Raw genomic sequence first — 18,810 nt, forward strand, 5'->3', positions numbered from 1 at the left:
TCGCGAGCAAGGCTCAATGCCCATGACTCCTGCCTACATGTGAATGCTCCACTTCCGGCGCCACCGCACCACTCACTTCCAGGCGCTGCAGGATCCCGCATTGATCCGGGTCCGGCCCTTCGCCGCAGCGATGGCGCAGGTCGATCAGTTGTGCCTGCAGCGCCAGCAGGCCATCGATACGGGCCCTGACGTGGAGGATGTGTTCATCGATCAATGCATTGACGCTTTCGCACTGGTCCTGGGGACTGTCGCGCAGGGCCAGGAGGCTGCGGATTTCCTCCAGGGTCATGTCCAGGGTGCGGCAGTTGCGAATGAACGTCAGCCGCTCGGCATGGGCCTGGGTGTAGACCCGGTAGTTTCCGTCGCTACGGGCAGGCTCAGGCAGCAAGCCTTCGCGTTCGTAATAGCGGATGGTTTCCACCTGGCAGTCGGTCATCTTCGCCAGCTCTCCGATTTTCATCCCATGCCTCCCGAATAGATGCTTGACCCTATAGTGGCTACAGGGTCTTTACTGTGCAACAGGCACTTTTCACGGACGTAACCGATGAGCGACTCCCTTCACACCCATAAGCCTGTTCACAAATCCGGCCACGGCCATGCCCATGGGCATTCCTGCTGCGCCTCGAAAGCGGCGCCGTCGGTGGTCGACCTCGGCAAAGCGCCGACAGACGGCGCGCGGCTGAGCAGTTTTCGCATCGAAGCCATGGATTGCCCGACGGAGCAGACGCTGATCCAGAACAAGCTGGGCAAGCTCGAGGGCGTGCAGCGACTGGAATTCAACCTGATCAATCGCATCCTGGGCGTGACCCACGCCCTGCCCAGCGATGCGCCGATCATCGAGGCGATCCGATCCCTGGGCATGCAGGCCGAACCACTCGCTGCAGGCCAGGACACCCCCACCCACACCCCACCCTCCCCAGCCAAGCCTTGGTGGCCGCTGGCCCTGTCCGGCCTCACCGCCCTGGGCGCCGAGGTGATTCACTTCGCCAGTGCCGCGCCGAACTGGGTGGTCGCCCTGGTGGCGCTGGTGTCGATCCTCAGCGGCGGCCTGGGCACGTACAAAAAGGGCTGGATCGCCCTGAAGAACCGCAACCTGAACATCAATGCCCTGATGAGCATTGCCGTGACCGGCGCGGTGTTGATCGGGCAATGGCCGGAGGCGGCCACGGTGATGTTCCTGTTCACCGTGGCCGAGCTGATCGAGGCCAAGTCCCTGGACCGGGCACGCAACGCCATCAGTGGCCTGATGCAGATGGCCCCGGAACAGGCCACCGTGCAGCAGGTCGATGGCAGCTGGAAGGTGCAGGAGGTCAAGGCGATCGCCCTGGGTGCCCGCGTGCGAGTCCGCCCCGGTGAACGCGTGGGCCTGGACGGTGAAGTGGTGGCCGGCCGGTCCACCATCGACCAGGCGCCCATCACCGGGGAAAGCCTGCCGGTGGAAAAAACCGTCGGCGACAACGTGTTCGCCGGCACCATCAACCAGGCCGGCGAGCTGGAATACACCGTGACCGCGGCGGCCGAACACTCCACCCTGGCGCGAATCATTCACGCCGTGGAGCAGGCCCAAGGCTCACGGGCACCGACCCAGCGCTTCGTCGATCGCTTCTCGAAAATCTACACCCCGTCGGTGTTTGCCCTGGCGGTGGCGGTGGCGGTCATCCCGCCGCTGTTCATGGGCGCGACGTGGTTCGACTGGATCTATCGGGCGCTGGTGCTGCTGGTAGTGGCCTGCCCTTGCGCACTGGTGATCTCCACCCCGGTGAGTATCGTCAGCGGTCTCGCCGCCGCGGCGCGCAAAGGCATCCTGATCAAGGGCGGCGTGTACTTGGAAGGCGGTTACAAGCTGGATTACCTGGCGCTGGACAAGACCGGCACGATCACTCACGGCAAGCCGGTGCAGACCGACTATGTGGCGCTGGACCCAACGATGCAGGCCAGCGCCCCGGCCCTGGCCGCGAGCCTTGCCGCTCGCTCCGATCACCCCGTATCACGGGCCATCGCCAGCGCGGTTGTGGATAAGCAGGCATCGCCACAGTCTGTGGATAACTTCGCCGCGTTGCCGGGACGAGGTGTTCGAGGCGACATCGATGGCCGGACCTATCACTTGGGCAATCATCGCCTGGTGGAAGACCTTGGCCTGTGCTCTCCCGAGCTGGAAGAAACACTCTTCGCCCTGGAAAAACAAGGCAAGTCCGTGGTGCTGCTACTGGACGACACAGGCCCCCTGGCGTTGTTCGCCGTGGCCGACACCGTCAAGGACTCCAGCCGCGACGCGATCCGGCAGTTGCACGAACTGGGGATCAAGACCCTGATGCTCACCGGCGACAATGCCCATACCGCCGAGGCGATTGCCGGGCAAGTGGGCATGGACCGGGCCCAGGGCGACTTGTTGCCGGAGGACAAGCTCAAGGCCATCGAGGCGTTGTACGCCCAGGGTCACCGGGTCGGCATGGTGGGCGATGGCATCAACGATGCCCCGGCCCTGGCCCGGGCCGAGATCGGCTTCGCCATGGCGGCGGCCGGTACCGACACTGCCATCGAAACGGCCGATGTCGCCCTGATGGACGACGACCTGCGCAAGATCCCGGCGTTCATCCGCCTGTCGCGGCAAACCTCCGCCATCCTGAAGCAGAACATTGCCCTGGCGCTGGTGGTCAAGGCGATCTTCCTGGGGGTGACCTTCACTGGCTACGCCACCCTGTGGATGGCGGTATTCGCCGACATGGGGGTGAGTCTGCTGGTGGTGTTCAATGGGTTGCGGTTGTTGCGTAAATAAAGAACGCGGGCGCTGATTTTGCGGTCCGGCCCATCACACGTTTCGCTAGATCCCCTCACCACAGGATGGATCTCATCACCACAGGTCAACTCCCCTTATGCCGGATCAACTCCCCTCACCGAGGGATCTGCCCCGGTCTCCGTCACGCTTGGGCTCGCGGATCTTGTACCAGGCGACATACAGCGCCGGCAGGAACAGCAACGTCAGCAAGGTGGCGATGATGATCCCGCCGATCATCGCGTAGGCCATCGGCCCCCAGAACACTTCCCGGGCGATGGGGATCATGCCCAGGCTCGCCGCGGCCGCCGTGAGCAGGATCGGTCGGCGTCGGTGTTCCGTGGCCTCCACCACGGCGTCCCAGGGCGTGTAGCCGGCCCGCTCATACTCGTCGATCTGGGTGACCAGGATCACCGAGTTGCGGATGATGATGCCGATCAGCGCCAGAATGCCCAGGATCGCCACAAAGCCCATGGGCGTGCCCGTGGGCACCAGCGCCAGCACCACGCCGATCAGGCCGAGGGGCGCGACGCTGGCCACCAGGAACAGCTTCTGCACGCTGTGCAGCTGGATCATCAGGAACGTCGCCATCAGGAACAGCATCAGCGGCACCACGCTGGCGATCGGGCCCTGGGCCTTGCTGCTCTCCTCCACCGTACCGCCGGTGGCGACCTTGTAGCCCACAGGCAGGCCGGCGGCGAAGCGGTCGATGTCCGGCTGCAATTGCTTGACCAGGTCGGTGGGCTGGATTTCGTCGCGCACGGCGGCCTTGATGGTAATGGTCGGCTTGCGATCACGCCGCCAGACCAAGGGCTGCTCCAGCTCATAGCGCACCGTGGCGAACGCCAGCAACGGGATCGAAGTACCGCTGGGCGTGACGATCTGCAGGTTCTGCAGGGTTTCCGGAGACCCACGCTCGGCGTCCTCGGCACGTCCGACCACGTTGATCAGGTAGATGTCGTCGTTGACCTGGGTCACGGGCGAGCCGCTGACGATACTGTTCATCAACCGGGCCACGTCCTCGGAAGACAGCCCCAACTGCCGCGCCTTGTCCTGGGCGATGTCGATGCGCAGGACCTTGCCCGGCTCGTTCCAGTCGTAAATGATTTCTCCGATATGGGAGTTCTTGTCCAGCTCGGTGGCCAGCTCGATGGCGTGCTTGCGCACCTGGTCGATGTCCTTGCCGCTGACCCGGTACTGGATCGGCCGGCCCACCGGTGGGCCCATTTCCAGGGACTGCACATAGCTGCCGATGCCGACGAAATCCTCGCGCAGGCGTTTCTGCAGGCGTTCGGTCAGGGCCGTGCGCGACTCCAGGCCCTTGCTCACGATCACCAACTGCGCGTAGTACGGGTTCTGCAGTTGCTGGTCCAGCGGCAGGTAGAAACGGATCGCGCCCTCGCCGATATAGGTACTCCAGCGCGCGATGTCCGGGTCGCCCTTGAGGGTCGCTTCCAGGCGATCGACGGCCTTGCGGGTTTCCTCCATCGAGGCGTTCTGCGGCAGGTTGAGGTCCACCAGGATTTCGGGGCGGTCCGAAGACGGAAAGAACTGGTTCTGCACGAAACGCATGCAGAACACCGCCAGCACGAACAGCAGCACGGTGATGCCGATGGCCCACCAGCGATTGCGCATCGCCCACAGCAGGCCGCCATTGAACGCCCGACCGATCCGCCCCGGCTCGGCGCTGTGGGGCTTCACGTTGGTGCTGAGGATATGCACGCCGATCACCGGGGCGAACAGCACCGCGACGATCCAGGACACCAGCATCGCCACGGCGATCACCGCGAACAGGGTAAAGGTGTACTCCCCAGCGGAGCTGGCGTTCAGGCCGATGGGCACGAAGCCGGCCACGGTCACCAGGGTACCGGTGAGCATCGGGAACGCGGTGGAGGTGTAGGCGAAGGTCGCGGCCTGCTCCTTGGTTTCGCCCTTTTCCAGGCGCGTCACCATCATCTCCACGGTGATCATCGCATCGTCCACCAACAGGCCGAGGGCAATGATCAACGCACCGAGGGAGATCCGCTGCATGGTGATGCCGCTGTATTCCATGAACAGGAAGACCATCGCCAACACCAATGGAATCGAGCAGGCCACCACCAGTCCGGCGCGGATGCCCAGGCTGATGAAGCTGACGACCAGCACGATCACCACCGCCTCGAACAAGGCGCTGGTGAAGCCGCCGACCGCCTCTTCCACCACCTCGGCCTGGTCCGACACCGTGTGGACTTCGACGCCCACCGGCAGGTCGGCGGTCAGCTCGTTCATTCGCGCATGCAGCGCCTTGCCGAAGTCCTGGATGTTGCCGCCCTTTTTCATGGCAATGGCCAGGCCGATGGCCGGCGTACCGTTGAAACGGAACATCGGCGTGGCAGGGTCGACGTAACCGCGGCTGATATCGGCGATGTCGGCCAGCCGATAGAAACGATCGTTGAGCCGCAGGTTGACGTTGGCCAGGTCCTTCTCCGACTGGAACTGCCCGGATGTACGCACGGAGATCCGCTCGGGGCCGGCGTCGATCACCCCGGCCGGCGTCACGGCGTTCTGGGATTGCAGGCTCTGCACCACCTGGCGCTGGTCGATGCCCAGGGCGGCGAGCTTGCGGGTGGAGAAGTTCAGGTACAGCACTTCGTCCTGCTCGCCGATCATTTCCACCTTGCCCAGGCCGGGGACATCGCGGACCTCGGCGCGCACCTGCTCGACGTAGTCGCGCAATTGGCGCATCGACAGGCCGTCGCCGGTAAAGGCATAGACCGACCCGTACACATCGCCGAACTCATCGTTGAAACCCGGGCCTTGCAGGCCTTGAGGGAAGTCGCCGCGAATATCGTTGATCTTCTTGCGTACCTGGTACCAGATCTCGGGGATGTCCTTGGCGCTGGTGGTGTCGAGCAGGTACACGAAGACCGTCGACTCACCCGGGCGTGTGTAGCTTTTGACGTAGTCGAGGGAGTCGAGCTCTTCGAGTTTTTTTTCGATGCGGTCGGTGACCTGCCTGAGCGTTTCCTCCTGGGTCGCGCCGGGCCAGCGCGTCTGGATGATCATGGTCTTGATGGTGAACGAAGGATCCTCCTCGCGCCCCAGGTTCATGTACGAGAACACGCCCATCAGCAGCGCGACGAACATCAGGTACCAGACAAACGACTGATGCCGCAGGGCCCATTCGGAAAGATTGAAAGGCCCTTTCATCGTGCGTCCTCGTCGAGTTTCACTTTCTGCCCCGGTTGGAGGCTGTTCACACCGGCGCTGACCACGCGGTCGCCGGCCTTGATGCCATTGGCCACCAGCACCGCATCCGCCGAACGTTCGAGAATGCGCACGTCACGGGGAGAAACGGTCTGGCTTTGCGGGTCGACAAGCCAGATCCGTGCCTTGCCGTCGACCTCTTGCAGCGCGCTGAGCGGCAGCTCGATGCGCGGCTCGATGGCCGAGCTCAACGTCACGCCGATGGCCGTGCCCAGGCGCAGGCCCGGCGGCGTATCGGCCAGCGTCAGGCGGGCGCGACGGGTACGGGTAGCACTCTGCGCCTGGGGTTCGATCTCGCGTACGGTCGCGGTGGTGCGGGTGGCCGGGTCCAGTTGCGCAGACACTTCGAACACCACGTCCGGGGGCAGGCGCTCGGCCAGTCCGGCCGGCAGGTCGATCACCGCTTCCTTGATGTCCGGGCGCGCCAGGGTCACCACTTGCTGGCCGGCGGAGACCACTTGCCCGGCCTCGGCATGCCAGGCGGTGACAACCGCGTCGTGGTCGGTGCGCAGCTCGCTGTAGTTGAGCTGGTCACGGGCTTGTTCCACCGCAGCCCGGGCTTGCTCAAGGGATGCTCCGGTGGTCTTCAGGTCGGTCTGGGCGATGTCCAGCTGCGCCTGGGCACCGACACCGCGATCGAACAGCTGTTGCTGGCGACGGGCATTGGCCTGGGCATTGATGTATTGCGCCTCGATCCGCGCCAGGTCGCCCTGGGCGGCCCGCAACTGGTTCTGTTGGTCGGTGGGGTCGAGGGTGGCCAGCAGATCGCCTTTCTTCACCTCGGCGCCGACATCGACATTGCGGCGAGCGATACGCCCGGCTACGCGAAACCCCACATTGCTTTCGTAACGTGCCTGGATATTGCCGGCGAACCGCCCCAGGGCCTGCTGGTCCAGGGCCCGCACTTCGATGGACAGTACCGGGCGCACGGGCTCGGGCGGCGCTTCCTCCTTCGAACAGGCTGCCAGCGCCAGGCCGGCCAGGACCATCCACAAGCGCTTCATGGTTGGGCTCCTGTGGTTTTCTGTTCGGTGGGATGTTCAGCAATTTCGACATGCACGCCGGGGTGCAACAACTGGCCTCCCGCCGTGATGACTTTCTCGCCTCCCTTGAGCCCATCGCTGACGATCACCTTGCCGGTCAGGTAGCGGCCAACGGTGACGGTTCGCAATTGGGCCTTGCCTTCGTCGTCCACCAGCCATACGGCGGGCTCGCTGAGGTTCTTGGTCAAGGCCGACCACGGCAGCTCCACGGCGGTCTTGCCGGCGGACTTGGCGGTGGCGCTGACCACCGATCCCAGGCGCATGCCTTCGGGCAGGCTATCGAGGGCGACCTTGACCTGCACGGTACCGGTCTCGGCGGACACCGCGGGCGTGATCTCGCGCACCTTGCCGGAGGTCTGGATGGCCGGGTTGTCCAACAGGCTGATCACGATGGCCGGATCCGCGGACGGCTCGCTGAGCAGGGATTCGTAGATGTTGAACACCGCATCGCGCTCACCGTCCCGGGCGAGGCTGAAGATCGGCTCCGTGGCCTGCACCACCTGGCCAACCTCCGCCTGGCGCGCCGTGATGATGCCCGGCGCCTCGGCGATCAGCGCGGTATAGCTCAGTTGTTCGCGGGCATTGGCGAGCTGGGCCTGGGCGGCGCTCAATGCACTCTGGCTGCTGCGCAGTTGCGCCTGGGCCGCATCGTATTCGCTCTGGCTGGTGTAGCCCTTGGGCAAGAGTTTCTGCTGGCGCATGAACGCTGCCGCGCTCTGCTTGACCCGCGCCTGCTCGGCGGCCACCTGGGCCTCGGCGGAATCGACATTGGTCTGCAAATCCCGGGGGTCGAGCCGCGCCAGCACCTGCCGGGCCGAGACTCGATCGCCCACATCGACCTTGCGCTCGATGATCTTGCCGCTCACGCGAAACGACAGGTCAGTCTGCACGCGAGCCTGGACATCGCCGGTCAGGGTCACCGAAGCCGCGTATTCGCTGGGCGTGGCTTGCTGCACGAAAACCCGCGGCAGCGCTTTCTCCACGGCCTTTTCCTCACCGCATCCCGCCAACAACGCACATAAACCCAAGCCAACAACCAGTTCGATTCGGGGACCAGCCATGCAGACTCCTTTGCGTTGTACGGACGTGCCAGTGACGATACGACTGTGAGCTTAGAGCAGGGTTCAGTGCTTGCAACAGAATCACAATGCACACGCCAATCAGGCAAACTGCCCTTTTTGCACAGGCAACGGCAAGCCAAGCGAGTCGGCGCCTGCAAGTCCAGCCAGCAGGACAACCTCTCATGCTCAAGACCCTTGCGGTGGCCAACTACCGATCCATCAATGAACTGGTCATTCCCCTCGGCCGCCTGAACCTGATCACCGGCCCCAACGGCAGCGGAAAATCCAACCTGTACCGCGCCCTGCGGCTGTTGGCGGAAACGGCCCAAGGCGGGGTCGTCAACGCCCTGGCCCGTGAAGGCGGACTGGATTCGACCTTCTGGGCCGGGCCGGAGCACATCAGCCGACGCATGCGCAACGGCGAGGTACCCGTCCAGGGCAACGTGCGCCAGGCCAGAAAACGCCTGCGCCTGGGATTCGCCGCCGAAGATTTCTCCTATTCGATCGCCCTGGGCCTGCCGGAACCCAGTCTTTCCGCGTTTTCGCTGGATCCGCAGATCAAGCGCGAAACCATCTGGGCCGGGCCGGTCTTTCGTCCCGCCAGCCTGCTGGTGGACCGCAACGGGCCGATGGTGCGCGCCCGGGAGGGTCGCTCATGGGATGTCCTGGCCCAGCACACCCCCACCTTCGACAGCCTGTTCGACCAGGTGGGCAGCCTGCGTACGTCCCCGGAGGTCTTGCAGATGCGCGAGTTCATCCGTCGCTGGCGCTTCTACGATCATTTTCGCAGCGACGCCGAGGCCCCGGTGCGCCAGCCGCAACTGGGCACCCGCACGCCGGTGCTGCACCACGATGGCCGCGACCTGGCGGCCGCCCTGCAGACCATCCTTGAAATCGGCGACTTCCAGGCGCTGCATGCCGCCATCGGCGATGCATTTCCCGGCGCCCGCCTGGACATCGAAAAACTCCAGGGCGGACGTTTCGCCATCGCATTCCAGCAGCACGGCCTGCTGCGTCCGCTATCCGCCGCCGAGCTGTCGGACGGCACCCTGCGCTATCTGCTGCTGGTGGCCGCCCTGCTCACGCCGCGACCGCCCTCGCTGATGGTGCTCAACGAGCCGGAAACCAGCCTGCACCCGGACCTGTTGCCTGCCTTGGCGCGGTTGATCATCCGGGCTTCGGCCAATTGCCAGGTCTGGGTCGTATCCCACGCCACGCGCCTGATCGCCGCCTTGCAGCAGGACGATGATTGCAATTGCATCATGCTGGAGAAAGACCTGGGCCAGACCGGCGTAGTGGGCCAGGGCATGCTGGATGCCCCCGCGTGGAACTGGCCGGATTGACTGACGGTATTTGCAGAGGCCGAGTAAGAAGGCTATTTTCCTTTGCGCTGTAGGAAGGGTCTAATTTTCCAGCAACCTCTCCAAGGAACCGCAGCTCAAGGCCAGACTCCATGGCTTCCATCACAAGGACGATAAAAAATGGCTGACGTGAAAGCCCCGCAACCCCTCGACCCACAAGATATCGTCAAGCTGCTGGTGGCCCTGCGCCGGGCATTGAAGGCACGGCCTGCGTAACGCAATGGCAGGCAATAAAAAACGCCGACGCTGGCCAAGCCGTCGGCGTTGAAAGTTTCAAGCACGCGTTGCTCGATCAGAACGCCGGCAGTACCGCACCGCTGTATTTCTGCTCGATGAAAGCCTTCACTTGCGGGCTGGTCAGGGCCTTGGCCAGCTTCTGCATGGCGGCGCTGTCCTTGTTGTCCGGGCGAGCCACCAGGAAGTTCACATAGGGCGAATCCGAACCTTCGATCACCAGGGCATCCTTGGCCGGGTTGAGACCCGCTTCCAGCGCATAGTTGGTGTTGATCATGTCCAGGTCCACCTGGTCCAGCACCCGCGGCAGCATGGCCGATTCCAGTTCCTTGAACTTGAAGTTGTGCGGGTTCTTGGCGATGTCCTTGGGCGTGGCCAGGGCGTTTTTCGGATCCTTGAGTTCGATCAGGCCAGCCTTCTGCAGCAGGATCAGGGCACGGCCGCTGTTGCTGCCTTCGTTGGGGATGGCGATGGTCGCGCCATCCTTGAGCTCGGCCAGGCTCTTGACCTTCTTCGAGTACCCGCCAAACGGTTCGACGTGTACGCCGATCACGGTCACCAGGTTGGTGCCCTTGCCCTCGTTGAAGCTCTTGAGGTACGGCAAGGTCTGGAAGTAGTTGGCGTCCAGACGCTTCTGATCGACCTGTACGTTGGGCTGGACGTAGTCGGTAAAGACCTTGATCTGCAGGTCCACGCCTTCCTTGGCCAGGGCTGGCTTGATCAGCTCGAGGATTTCAGCGTGGGGCACCGGCGTCGCCGCCACCACCAGTTTTTCCGCCGCCTGGGCCAGGCCCGAAGCCAGGGCTGCCGCCAATGCGGTGAACAACAGAACCTTTTTCATGCAGTGTCCTTATCGAATATCACTGTCGTCATGGACGACGGCCAACGTTGGGGTGCCAGCGAAGTGCTATCGCTGGCGTGGTACGGAAGATACCGATATTTTTTATGCCTTAACAATACCTTTTATCTAAATACATATATCGATAATTCATATATGAATAACCCTTTCGCGCGCCCTTCATGCGAATCGGATTTGCGCGCTTCGCTCCCTGATGTCTCCGTAGATATCGTCAGGTGCCTCGCCATGCCGGGGACCACTGGATCTTTCCCCTGCCAACCCCAGAAACCCTTGGGCTTTTTCGATGTACTTGTCTCTGTCGATGACGTAGGTGCCCCCCTTGAGCGGGTAATGGGCATAACTGGTCACGTCCTTGGCGGTCAGCACATCTCGAAGGTCGTTTTGCAAGGCAACGAGGTTGCGCCGCCCGCCGCCTCTGACCAGAGGGCTCGCCGCCCTGGCGTAGCCACCGATGCGTGTCCCGCGCAAGGCGTTGCTGCGGCCCAGCGTCACGGCGTCACCGAGGGACTCGACCGTATTGCGCAGGGCCACCGATGTCCCTCTGCCCAGCAGCTTTCCTGTCAGGGAAGCGCCGCCGGACACGACGCCCAAGGCCAGGCTGGCATAGCTCAGCACCTGGGTCGCGACGGCGTCCGGAGCCGCCTCCTCCAGCACGATGGACGCGATCGAGGCCGCACCTGACACCACCTCCAGCGTCAAGGCCGTTGCCGCCGAAAACGAGATGCCTATCAAGGGCGCGGATGCCCCCAGGGTCGCCAGGGTGAACGCAACGGAGGCGATGGCGAAAGCAGCGGTAATGCCAATCTTGATCCAGCCCCAGGTAGAGATATGGCCGGTGGGATCGCTCAGATTGATGGGGTCGCCCAGGCAATAGGCATAAGGATTGAGACCTCCCCCATCGAACGGACTCCAGTCGTCTGGCCGGTGAAATCGCATCAGTACCGGATCGTAGGCCCGATAGCCGTTGCCCAGCAGATAACAGCCGGTCAGCGGATCCTGCGGCTCGCCACCGAGACCGAACAGACTGCCCGGTCCCTCTGCCGCCGCGCGTTGCCCATAGGGCGAATAGTCATGTCGGAGACTGTCGCCGCCGGAAAGAGCCTGCAGGACATTGCCACAACCATCCGTCCTGTACAGCACCGTTTCCTGGCCCTGGGACAACGCCAGCAGCTGCCGCTCTTCATGCATGAAGCTACGGCTATCCTGCCCCGCGACTTCGCTGCACAACTGCTCGTCGCGGTAGAAGCGCCGACAGGGCTTGTGTCCTGCCAGCTCAACGGCATGAAGGCGGTCAGAGGCATCGTACCGATAACGCGCCAATATCGACTTCGAGTCAGCCGAAGCCACACTTTCCAACCGCCCCAGTTCGTCGTAGATCAACTGATGTCCACGGCAATCGTTGAGCAGATTGCCGTCGGCGTCGTAGCGAAAGGTCGAATCGGCGGATGCATAGTCGGGGTGACTGTGGCTGACGCCGCTGAGTTGGGTTTTATCGACCAGGTCATACCGATACGTTGCCGTGTTCACGCCGCCTGGGAAATGCGTGACGACCTGGCGGATGTTGTCCAGCGCGTCATAGGTGAAGTCCTGCGAGACGATGGCCTTGCCCTGGGCATCCACTGGCGCCTGCGGCCCTTGGCAGGCGTAACGCGTCAATCGACCCCGCAGGTCATAGGCAAACGTCTCGACACGCACGGCTGCGTTGGACTTGAGCGTACGCTGGCTGAGCCTGTCGCCCGGGCCGAACGACTGGCTCACCTCGACGACATCATTTCCCTGGGAGGAGCGCCGGAGGATTTCGCGACCAAATTCGTCGTAGTCCAGTTCGGTGACCAGCGAAAGGCCCGATCGGGGATCGGTGACGGTGATGCACTTGACTTGCTCCCGGGCGTCGTAGGAGTACGTTGCACTGATGCGCTCCTGAACAGGGAGAGCAGCAGGGCCTTGGGTGATGCCCACCAGGCGTCCGGTCGGATCATAGAGGCAGGTGCGAACCGTGTCGCTGACGTCGGTGTAGCCAATCGGCTTGCCCATCAGCGAACAGGTTTGCCCGCTGTCGAACCGGTCGAGGGCCGTGACCCACGATTCCCGGCTGAGACGGCCGGAGGGACAGTACTCCATGCGCCGCTGTACCAACGAGTTGGCCGATTCCTGGAGCAAACCTGTACGGGGGTCGAACCGATGGCTGGCAGCGACGGACGCCTGGCTGCCGGAGCGACTGGTAACGTCATCGGCGAGCAACGGATCGAGGGTGAACCGCAAGGTTTTTCCAGACGCGGTGCTCTTTTGCGTGGGGTTCCTGCCGGAACCCTCGTAGACCATCCGTTCGGTACGACCACCCGCCTGGTTGTGGGTCACGCGCATCAGCCCGTCGTAGGTGCGGGTTCCCAGTGCATAGCCGTTGGCGCTGATCTGTGTGGGGTAGTCCCCCTGGCTCTGGGCGGCATATTTCTTCTCGACCAGGGTACCGTCGGGCAAGGTGGTACTCAGCACGCGGCCGGCCAGATCGTAGGTGTAGCAGGTCACCCCTCCGTCGGCGGCGGTCTGCTGGATGCACCGTCCCAGGCCATCGTATTCGTAAAGGGTCACCTCTCCCACGACGCCGGAACGGTTCACGCGCTCGACCCGCGATGGCTTTTCCAGGGCGTTGATGAAGGTACGGGTCTTGCCGCCGCCCTCCTTCCACTCGGTACGGGTGCGCGCCACCGGATCGATCTCGTCATGAGTGACTTCGCGCCCGCGGCGGATGGTGCGGTTCTGATGGCCCCACTCGTCATATTCGTAGTGGGTGTCCAGGGTTTTCGGCTCGCCGTCGAACCAGTCGGTCTGTGCATCCGCCTGCAGGCGTCCCAGGCCATCGTAACTGGCCTCGTAGATCACGCGCATGGGTGCACCGGGCATGTCGACGTCCTGCTTCTCGACCTTCACGGTACGACCCAGCCCGTCGCTGCGGGTGACGGTCAGGACGCCACGGGCATCCTTGACGGTGACGCTGGCAAGGCCATCATCGGAGGCAGCACCGGCCTGGTAGGTGAACTGGCGCGACGCCGCATGGCCCGTGTCGGGCATCACGGTTTCACGGGTCAGTTGCCCCAGTGAGTCATATTCCATGCTGACGGTATTGCCCCCGCAATCGCAGGTCTTGACCAGCCAACCGCACACATCATGCCACTCCTGCCTCAGGTGGCTCAGCCCTTCGGCGCGGAAGGTCTGGTCGGTGCGAACGTTTTCGTCTTCATGCCAATACGCATAGTGATGCTTGCGGCGCACGCCGCCTACGGTTTCTACCTTGCTTTGCAGACGTCCATGAAAAGCGTCCTTGACGTTATTCACATACTTCAATCGACACGCCACCCGAGGCTCGGCGACGCCCTCCTCGCAGAGCGTCTCGCTGGCGAGCCGGACACAGCGGTGACCCGCCAGCAGCGACGGCAATTGGCTGTAGGTGTAGCGCACCACGGTGGTCGGCGCTGCGGCGAACTCGGCCGAGGCGATGATCGACTTCTGTTTCAGAAAACAAGGCACGCCTATGGGGCTGGCAGGGCAATCCGCACTCCCTTGCGCCGGAAAATACTCATAGACTTCCCGTACGCCACCCGGACTGGTTTTTTCCAGCAGATTGCCATGTTCGTCGTAGGAGGTATGGGTGGTCTCTACCCGACTTTTTACGGGAGTCGCGCGAGTATCGAAGAAGCTGTCGCGCACGATGCGCTGCATCTGGAACTGCGCAGGCTGATCCCTGAAAGCCCGATTGGGCACATCGTAGTATTCGATTTCCCGCAACTGCATCTTGCTGCCACTGATCGTCCGTTGGGAAATCATCGAGTGGAAGCGATTGTAGGTACGTATGACCCGGGAAGACTCACGCGGCCCGCCTTTACCAGGGGCCATCTGAATCTGGGTGCAGGAGTATTCGTAATGACCGCTGACGTCATACAGCACATCACGCTCGGCAGACCAGCGTACCCCAGCACCATGCCCTAGGAAATTCCTCACGGAATATTCATACAGGGTGATGATCGCTGGCTGGCCCCCGCCAGGGGCCATGATGGATTGAGACACAACAGGCAGGTAGGGCACCGGTGCCCCGGCGGGGAACCTGTGACCCTCGGCCTGGTACCGAAGTGTCTGCCGGGCCCCGCTTGGCTGGCTGATTTCGGTCATCAGCAGAAAACCATTGATACGCGCGTAGTCGAAGGTCCAGGTCAATGGACGTTTTTCGGCAGTGATCAGCCTGATGTGTTGGAGCGTTCCGTTGCGCAGGACAAACAGGTACTGGAGTTTCCTTGAAGGTACGTCCGGCCACACGGTGATGGTCGTTGCCGTCGACCTGGCTCGGGCGTAGTCGACTTTCAGGATGCGGCGATCCTGCCGGTAAACCGCCATCAGTTGCAGGCGGCCCGCGACAGGACGGTACTCGTAAAGCGTTTCCTTGCCCTCGGGGCTGTACTCCCGTGCAAGCAGCCATTCGTGGGATGTCGCACCGGGGCGCGACAGCACGTCGACTCTTCCATCGATGTACTCGATGAAAAGTTCATTGCCTTGCATCGTGACGCGCAAGTTATCGAGTTTCTTATCCTGGAAAGCCACCTGGTTTCCATCGGTGTAGAGCTGGTAGGTTTCTCCGCTCGTCAGCGTCAACTTTCGTCGGCGCTGGTCATAACTGCAGGTGCGCAAGGCCCAACCGGCGCCGAAACCCAGGTCCTGATCATTGAAGCAATCGTATGCCAGGGTCGCTGATACGTTAGACCCGACGGCGGCGTCATCCGGCGCCGCGTCCAGCGCCACGCTGCAATTGCAGCTACCCGTGCGCGGGTCCACGCCCGAACGAACAAAACTGTCGAACTTGAAGGCCGCCGAGGTCAACTGACCTTGGAGGGGTGAAGAGGTATTCATCGGTTCTTCCTTGAACGAAATGACTTTAGATTCTGGTCACGCGAACCGTCAGCGGATCATCAGACATCTCCACGCGTAAAGCATGAGGATTTCCGTACATGTCGGTCAGTTCAAGCGCGGTACTCGCCACGGGATCTCTCACCCAGACCGGGCCGAGTTTCCCGTAGACCAGAACCAGTGCGATACGCCCGTTTTCGCTTCGATGCCTTCCCAATACATCAGGTCGTTCCCAACGCACTGGACTACCTGTTCGCATAGGTTGACCATTCCCGTAGCCGACAAGGTAATAACCCGAATAACGTTTGTCAGAGCTTCCGATCCTTGGATGAGCTCCCATACTGAAATCCGATACGAATCCCATGCGTTGTTGATCAACGACCAGATCCAGCATGAAAAGCTCGACCTTCTCGATGTCACCCGTTGTGCTGGAGTAGGGAGCGGAAGTGCGACTAAGCGAGTATTGCTCGGACCGATAGACCGCCGGCTGAAGTGGGACCACCGTAAGCGTGCCCAACTCATCCTGCTTTCTGGATAGAAAGGTTTCGCCGTCTGCCCGGGTGATGCGCAACTGCAGTTCGATCGGTTTATCGGAGCTGGACGTAACGTAGAAATCCTTGGTGTAGACAAACTCCCCAGACGGTACCGAGCCCCGCACGGGCAGGTTGGGAGGAAGCTGGCGGAAGCGGGCATCCTGCTGGTCGGTGTATTTCCATGCACCGACATCACCACGATTCCTGTCCTTGATGAGTTCCGCCCCCGTATGCCCATCAACCAGGACAATGGAATCGATTTCAGACTGGGTCAGAGGAAGGCTGCTGCCCAGCCAACTCTGAACCTGGACAAATACCCTTACCATCAATTGTTGATTACCGTTGCTGTATAACTGGTTGCCCCCCGTCACGGAAAAAACTCCAAAACTCTCCAACTTGTACCATCCCGATGGTTGCGTCGCGACAGGTGTATTGATTTCGTACTTCATTTAAATCCTCATCACTCAAGTTAATTGATTCACGACCAGCACAACTCGACTGACCGCGTTGCTTTCGCCCATTCAATTAACAATTTCGAGGCATCTGCAATCAAGCGCTAAAACCACACAAATTATTTGTACAAGACACTTAAAATTCGCACATACAAACGCAGTATTGGAAAAGACGGATTTAATGCTCACATAACAAAAAACCCGACAACTCGAAAGTCGTCAGGGCAAAATATCCGGAAACTTTTTATATGCTAAAACCGAGACCTGCAAAACACTCCCATCAATCGCCCATTTACCCCGTTCGATAAACTTGGAGCTCTTTATCTAGTCCTTATTGAACACGCGTTAAACGCGGCAGATTAAGATGTTCCGGCAGGATGTAATCGCCTACGCTCACCAGCAATGCGAAATGAATGACGTTCTCCAGCTCCCGGGTATTGCCCGGCCAGCTGTGCTGTTCCAGCGCACGCTGTGCCGCTTCGCTGATCAGTGGCACCGCCAGGCCGAGGCGTTGGCTGTAGATGCCCAGGAAGTATTCGGCCAGGGACAGGATATCGCCCACCCGTTCGCGCAAGGGCGGCAACTCGAGCCGGCCCTCACCGAGGTAGTGATACAACCGGTCATGAAATTTCCCGGCGGCCACCGCCTGCGCCAGATCGATGCTGGTGGCCGCCACCAAGCGCACGTCCACGGGGCTGGGCTGGTGGGCGCCGACGCGGGTGACTTCGTGATTTTCCAGGGCAGCCAGCAACTTGACCTGGATCGGCAGCGGCAGGTCCCCAATCTCATCCAGGTACAGCGTGCCGCCATTGGCCGAGCCGAACCAACCGGCCCGGCTGCTGGCTGAACCGCTATGGCTGCCGGCGGCGTAACCGAACAATTCGGCATCGGCATAGGTCGGGCTGATGGCGCCGCAATTGACCGAGACGAACAACCCACCGCGATTGCTCTCGCGATGGATGTGACGGGCCAGCAATTCCTTGCCGGTGCCGGTTTCAGCGCGAATCAGCACCGCGACCGAGCGCGGTGCCAGCGCTTCCAGCTCCTGGCGCAACTGTCGCGACCGTGGATCGACAAACACCAGCGCCTTGGCGCGGATGCTCAGGGGGCTTTTTTCCGCATCGGGAAAGGTCAGCAACGACTGACCGAAATGTTCATGCGAACTCATGACGACTCCCACCCTGCACCGCCGGTAAGACGCAAGGGCACTGACAAAAGGTGATTCAGGCGCGACGCAGTGCGTGATGCTGCATTCGGCTTTGCAGGCGATAGAGATACGCGAACCCCTGCTCCCAACGCTGGTGGCCGGACTTCACATTGATATGCCCCGCCCCGGCCAGGATTCCGGCCTCGGCGCCCCAGTGGCGCGCCAGCTCCAAGGCACGCGGCGCGCTCACCGCCTCGTCGTTGTCGGAACCGACTACCTGGCTTGGGAACGGCAACAGTCCGCGGGGAATCGGCGCGAAATTGCGCAATGCCGGCGCGCAGCTCGGGCGCTCCACATCCGCCGGTGCCACCAGCAATGCACCACGCACCTGCCGCAGCAATTGCAACGGCGCAGTGGCGGCCCAATGGGCAACGGTGATGCAACCCAGGCTGTGGGCGATGAGGATCACCGGTGTGCTATCGGCGGCAATGGCCTCGGCCAGGGCGGCGACCCAGTCTTCGCGCCGCGGTGTCAGCCAGTCGGCCTGCTCGACCCGGGCACTGTTGGGCAAGCTGTTGTGCCAGTGAGTCTGCCAATGATTTTCCGGCGATCCTTGCCAGCCTGGCACGATCAGGTAGCGAATCGATTCGTTGCGCATGGGTGCTCTCCTGCGTGTCTGTTCACGGAGGAGTATAGGGAGGAGTGTTATATAAGCTAAGGAATAAGAAGCTATTTATTAATTCTATTTTGAAATAACGCACGCGCTCAGCCACGCCAACCTAAGCCGGCCAGAGGGCCAACACGCCGCATCATTCGTTTCGTCCTTTGCGCAGAAACACATCCAGTTGATCCACCACCACCGCCCAATCCGCGTCTTCGAGGATTTCGTCCCGCAGCAGCTGCCGCTGGCCCTCGCTCCAGAAAAAGGCGTCCGCCAGATGCAGGCCAGGCTTGAGGGGCGAATGGCTGGCGATGAATTTATCGATGCTCTCGGCATCATCCGGCAGGCCCAGTTGCTTGAACAGCGCCGGAAGGGTGTGGATCGGGTTTTCCATGGGGGCTCCTGGCGTAGGCGGATGGCTGGGTTTCTACAGTCTAGGCGCTGTACGAAAAGCCTTGATACTCGTTCATGTTGCGTTGAAAACGTGCCTCACGTTTCAAGACTTTCCGTACAGAGTCTAGCCCGTTGCATCACCGTCGAACTGATC

The 18,810-nt window shown here is 62.0% G+C and carries 11 protein-coding genes and 1 pseudogene; 2 read left to right on the top strand and 10 right to left on the bottom strand.

The genetic code is table 11. From position 1 onward, the window contains the following. Positions 1-13 precede the first annotated feature (13 nt). Positions 14-460 (bottom strand): Cd(II)/Pb(II)-responsive transcriptional regulator, encoded by a 447-nt coding sequence (cadR, locus tag BT179_RS13310; RefSeq protein ID WP_072397692.1) that lies wholly within the window; start codon positions 458-460, stop codon positions 14-16. Positions 461-544: 84 nt separating this feature from the next. On the opposite strand from cadR, the gene BT179_RS13315 reads away from it, so the two are divergent. Continuing rightward, on the top strand, positions 545-2,776 hold the full coding sequence (locus BT179_RS13315; RefSeq protein WP_072431775.1) for a heavy metal translocating P-type ATPase: 2,232 nt from the start codon (positions 545-547) through the stop codon (positions 2,774-2,776). A 105-nt stretch (positions 2,777-2,881) separates the two neighbouring features. On the opposite strand, the gene BT179_RS13320 is transcribed toward BT179_RS13315, so the two are convergent. From BT179_RS13320 to BT179_RS13330, 3 genes are read right to left on the bottom strand one after another with little or no spacing between them, the layout of a single operon-like run. Further along, positions 2,882-5,962 (bottom strand): efflux RND transporter permease subunit, encoded by a 3,081-nt coding sequence (locus tag BT179_RS13320; protein ID WP_072431776.1) that lies wholly within the window; start codon positions 5,960-5,962, stop codon positions 2,882-2,884. Then, positions 5,959-7,023: an efflux RND transporter periplasmic adaptor subunit gene (locus BT179_RS13325; RefSeq protein ID WP_072431777.1), complete on the bottom strand. Its 1,065-nt coding sequence runs from the start codon at positions 7,021-7,023 to the stop codon at positions 5,959-5,961. The genes BT179_RS13320 and BT179_RS13325 overlap by 4 nt, the downstream gene beginning before the upstream one ends. Next, a complete protein-coding gene (locus BT179_RS13330) occupies positions 7,020-8,123 on the bottom strand; it encodes an efflux RND transporter periplasmic adaptor subunit (protein WP_072431778.1) in 1,104 nt (367 codons plus the stop codon). Before BT179_RS13330 ends, BT179_RS13325 begins: the two co-directional genes overlap by 4 nt. A 182-nt stretch (positions 8,124-8,305) precedes the next feature. Between BT179_RS13330 and BT179_RS13335 the strand changes: the two genes are divergently transcribed. After that, positions 8,306-9,466, top strand: coding sequence for an AAA family ATPase (locus BT179_RS13335; protein ID WP_072397663.1), 1,161 nt, complete (start codon positions 8,306-8,308; stop codon positions 9,464-9,466). Positions 9,467-9,776: 310 nt separating this feature from the next. Here BT179_RS13335 and BT179_RS13340 read toward each other — a convergent pair whose 3' ends face one another. The 6 genes and pseudogenes from BT179_RS13340 to BT179_RS13365 form a co-directional block, all read right to left on the bottom strand. Beyond that, on the bottom strand, positions 9,777-10,559 hold the full coding sequence (locus tag BT179_RS13340) for a MetQ/NlpA family ABC transporter substrate-binding protein (RefSeq protein ID WP_072431779.1): 783 nt from the start codon (positions 10,557-10,559) through the stop codon (positions 9,777-9,779). Between the two features lie 177 nt (positions 10,560-10,736). Continuing rightward, on the bottom strand, positions 10,737-15,473 hold the full coding sequence (locus BT179_RS13345) for an RHS repeat domain-containing protein (protein ID WP_072431780.1): 4,737 nt from the start codon (positions 15,471-15,473) through the stop codon (positions 10,737-10,739). Positions 15,474-15,498: 25 nt separating this feature from the next. After that, positions 15,499-16,452, bottom strand: a complete 954-nt coding sequence (locus BT179_RS13350; protein WP_072431781.1) for a hypothetical protein — start codon at positions 16,450-16,452, stop codon at positions 15,499-15,501. Positions 16,453-16,807: 355 nt separating this feature from the next. Then, positions 16,808-17,623: pseudogene (locus BT179_RS13355) on the bottom strand (sigma 54-interacting transcriptional regulator); the annotation flags it as partial. Between the two features lie 55 nt (positions 17,624-17,678). Then, positions 17,679-18,260: an alpha/beta hydrolase gene (locus BT179_RS13360; RefSeq protein ID WP_072397655.1), complete on the bottom strand. Its 582-nt coding sequence runs from the start codon at positions 18,258-18,260 to the stop codon at positions 17,679-17,681. A gap of 151 nt (positions 18,261-18,411) precedes the next feature. Continuing rightward, the gene (locus BT179_RS13365; RefSeq protein ID WP_072397653.1) at positions 18,412-18,657 is read right to left on the bottom strand and encodes a DUF2789 domain-containing protein; all 246 of its coding nucleotides are present in this window, start codon (positions 18,655-18,657) and stop codon (positions 18,412-18,414) included. Positions 18,658-18,810 lie beyond the last annotated feature (153 nt).

This window comes from Pseudomonas sp. NFACC43, from assembly GCF_900119645.1.
GTDB lineage: Bacteria > Pseudomonadota > Gammaproteobacteria > Pseudomonadales > Pseudomonadaceae > Aquipseudomonas.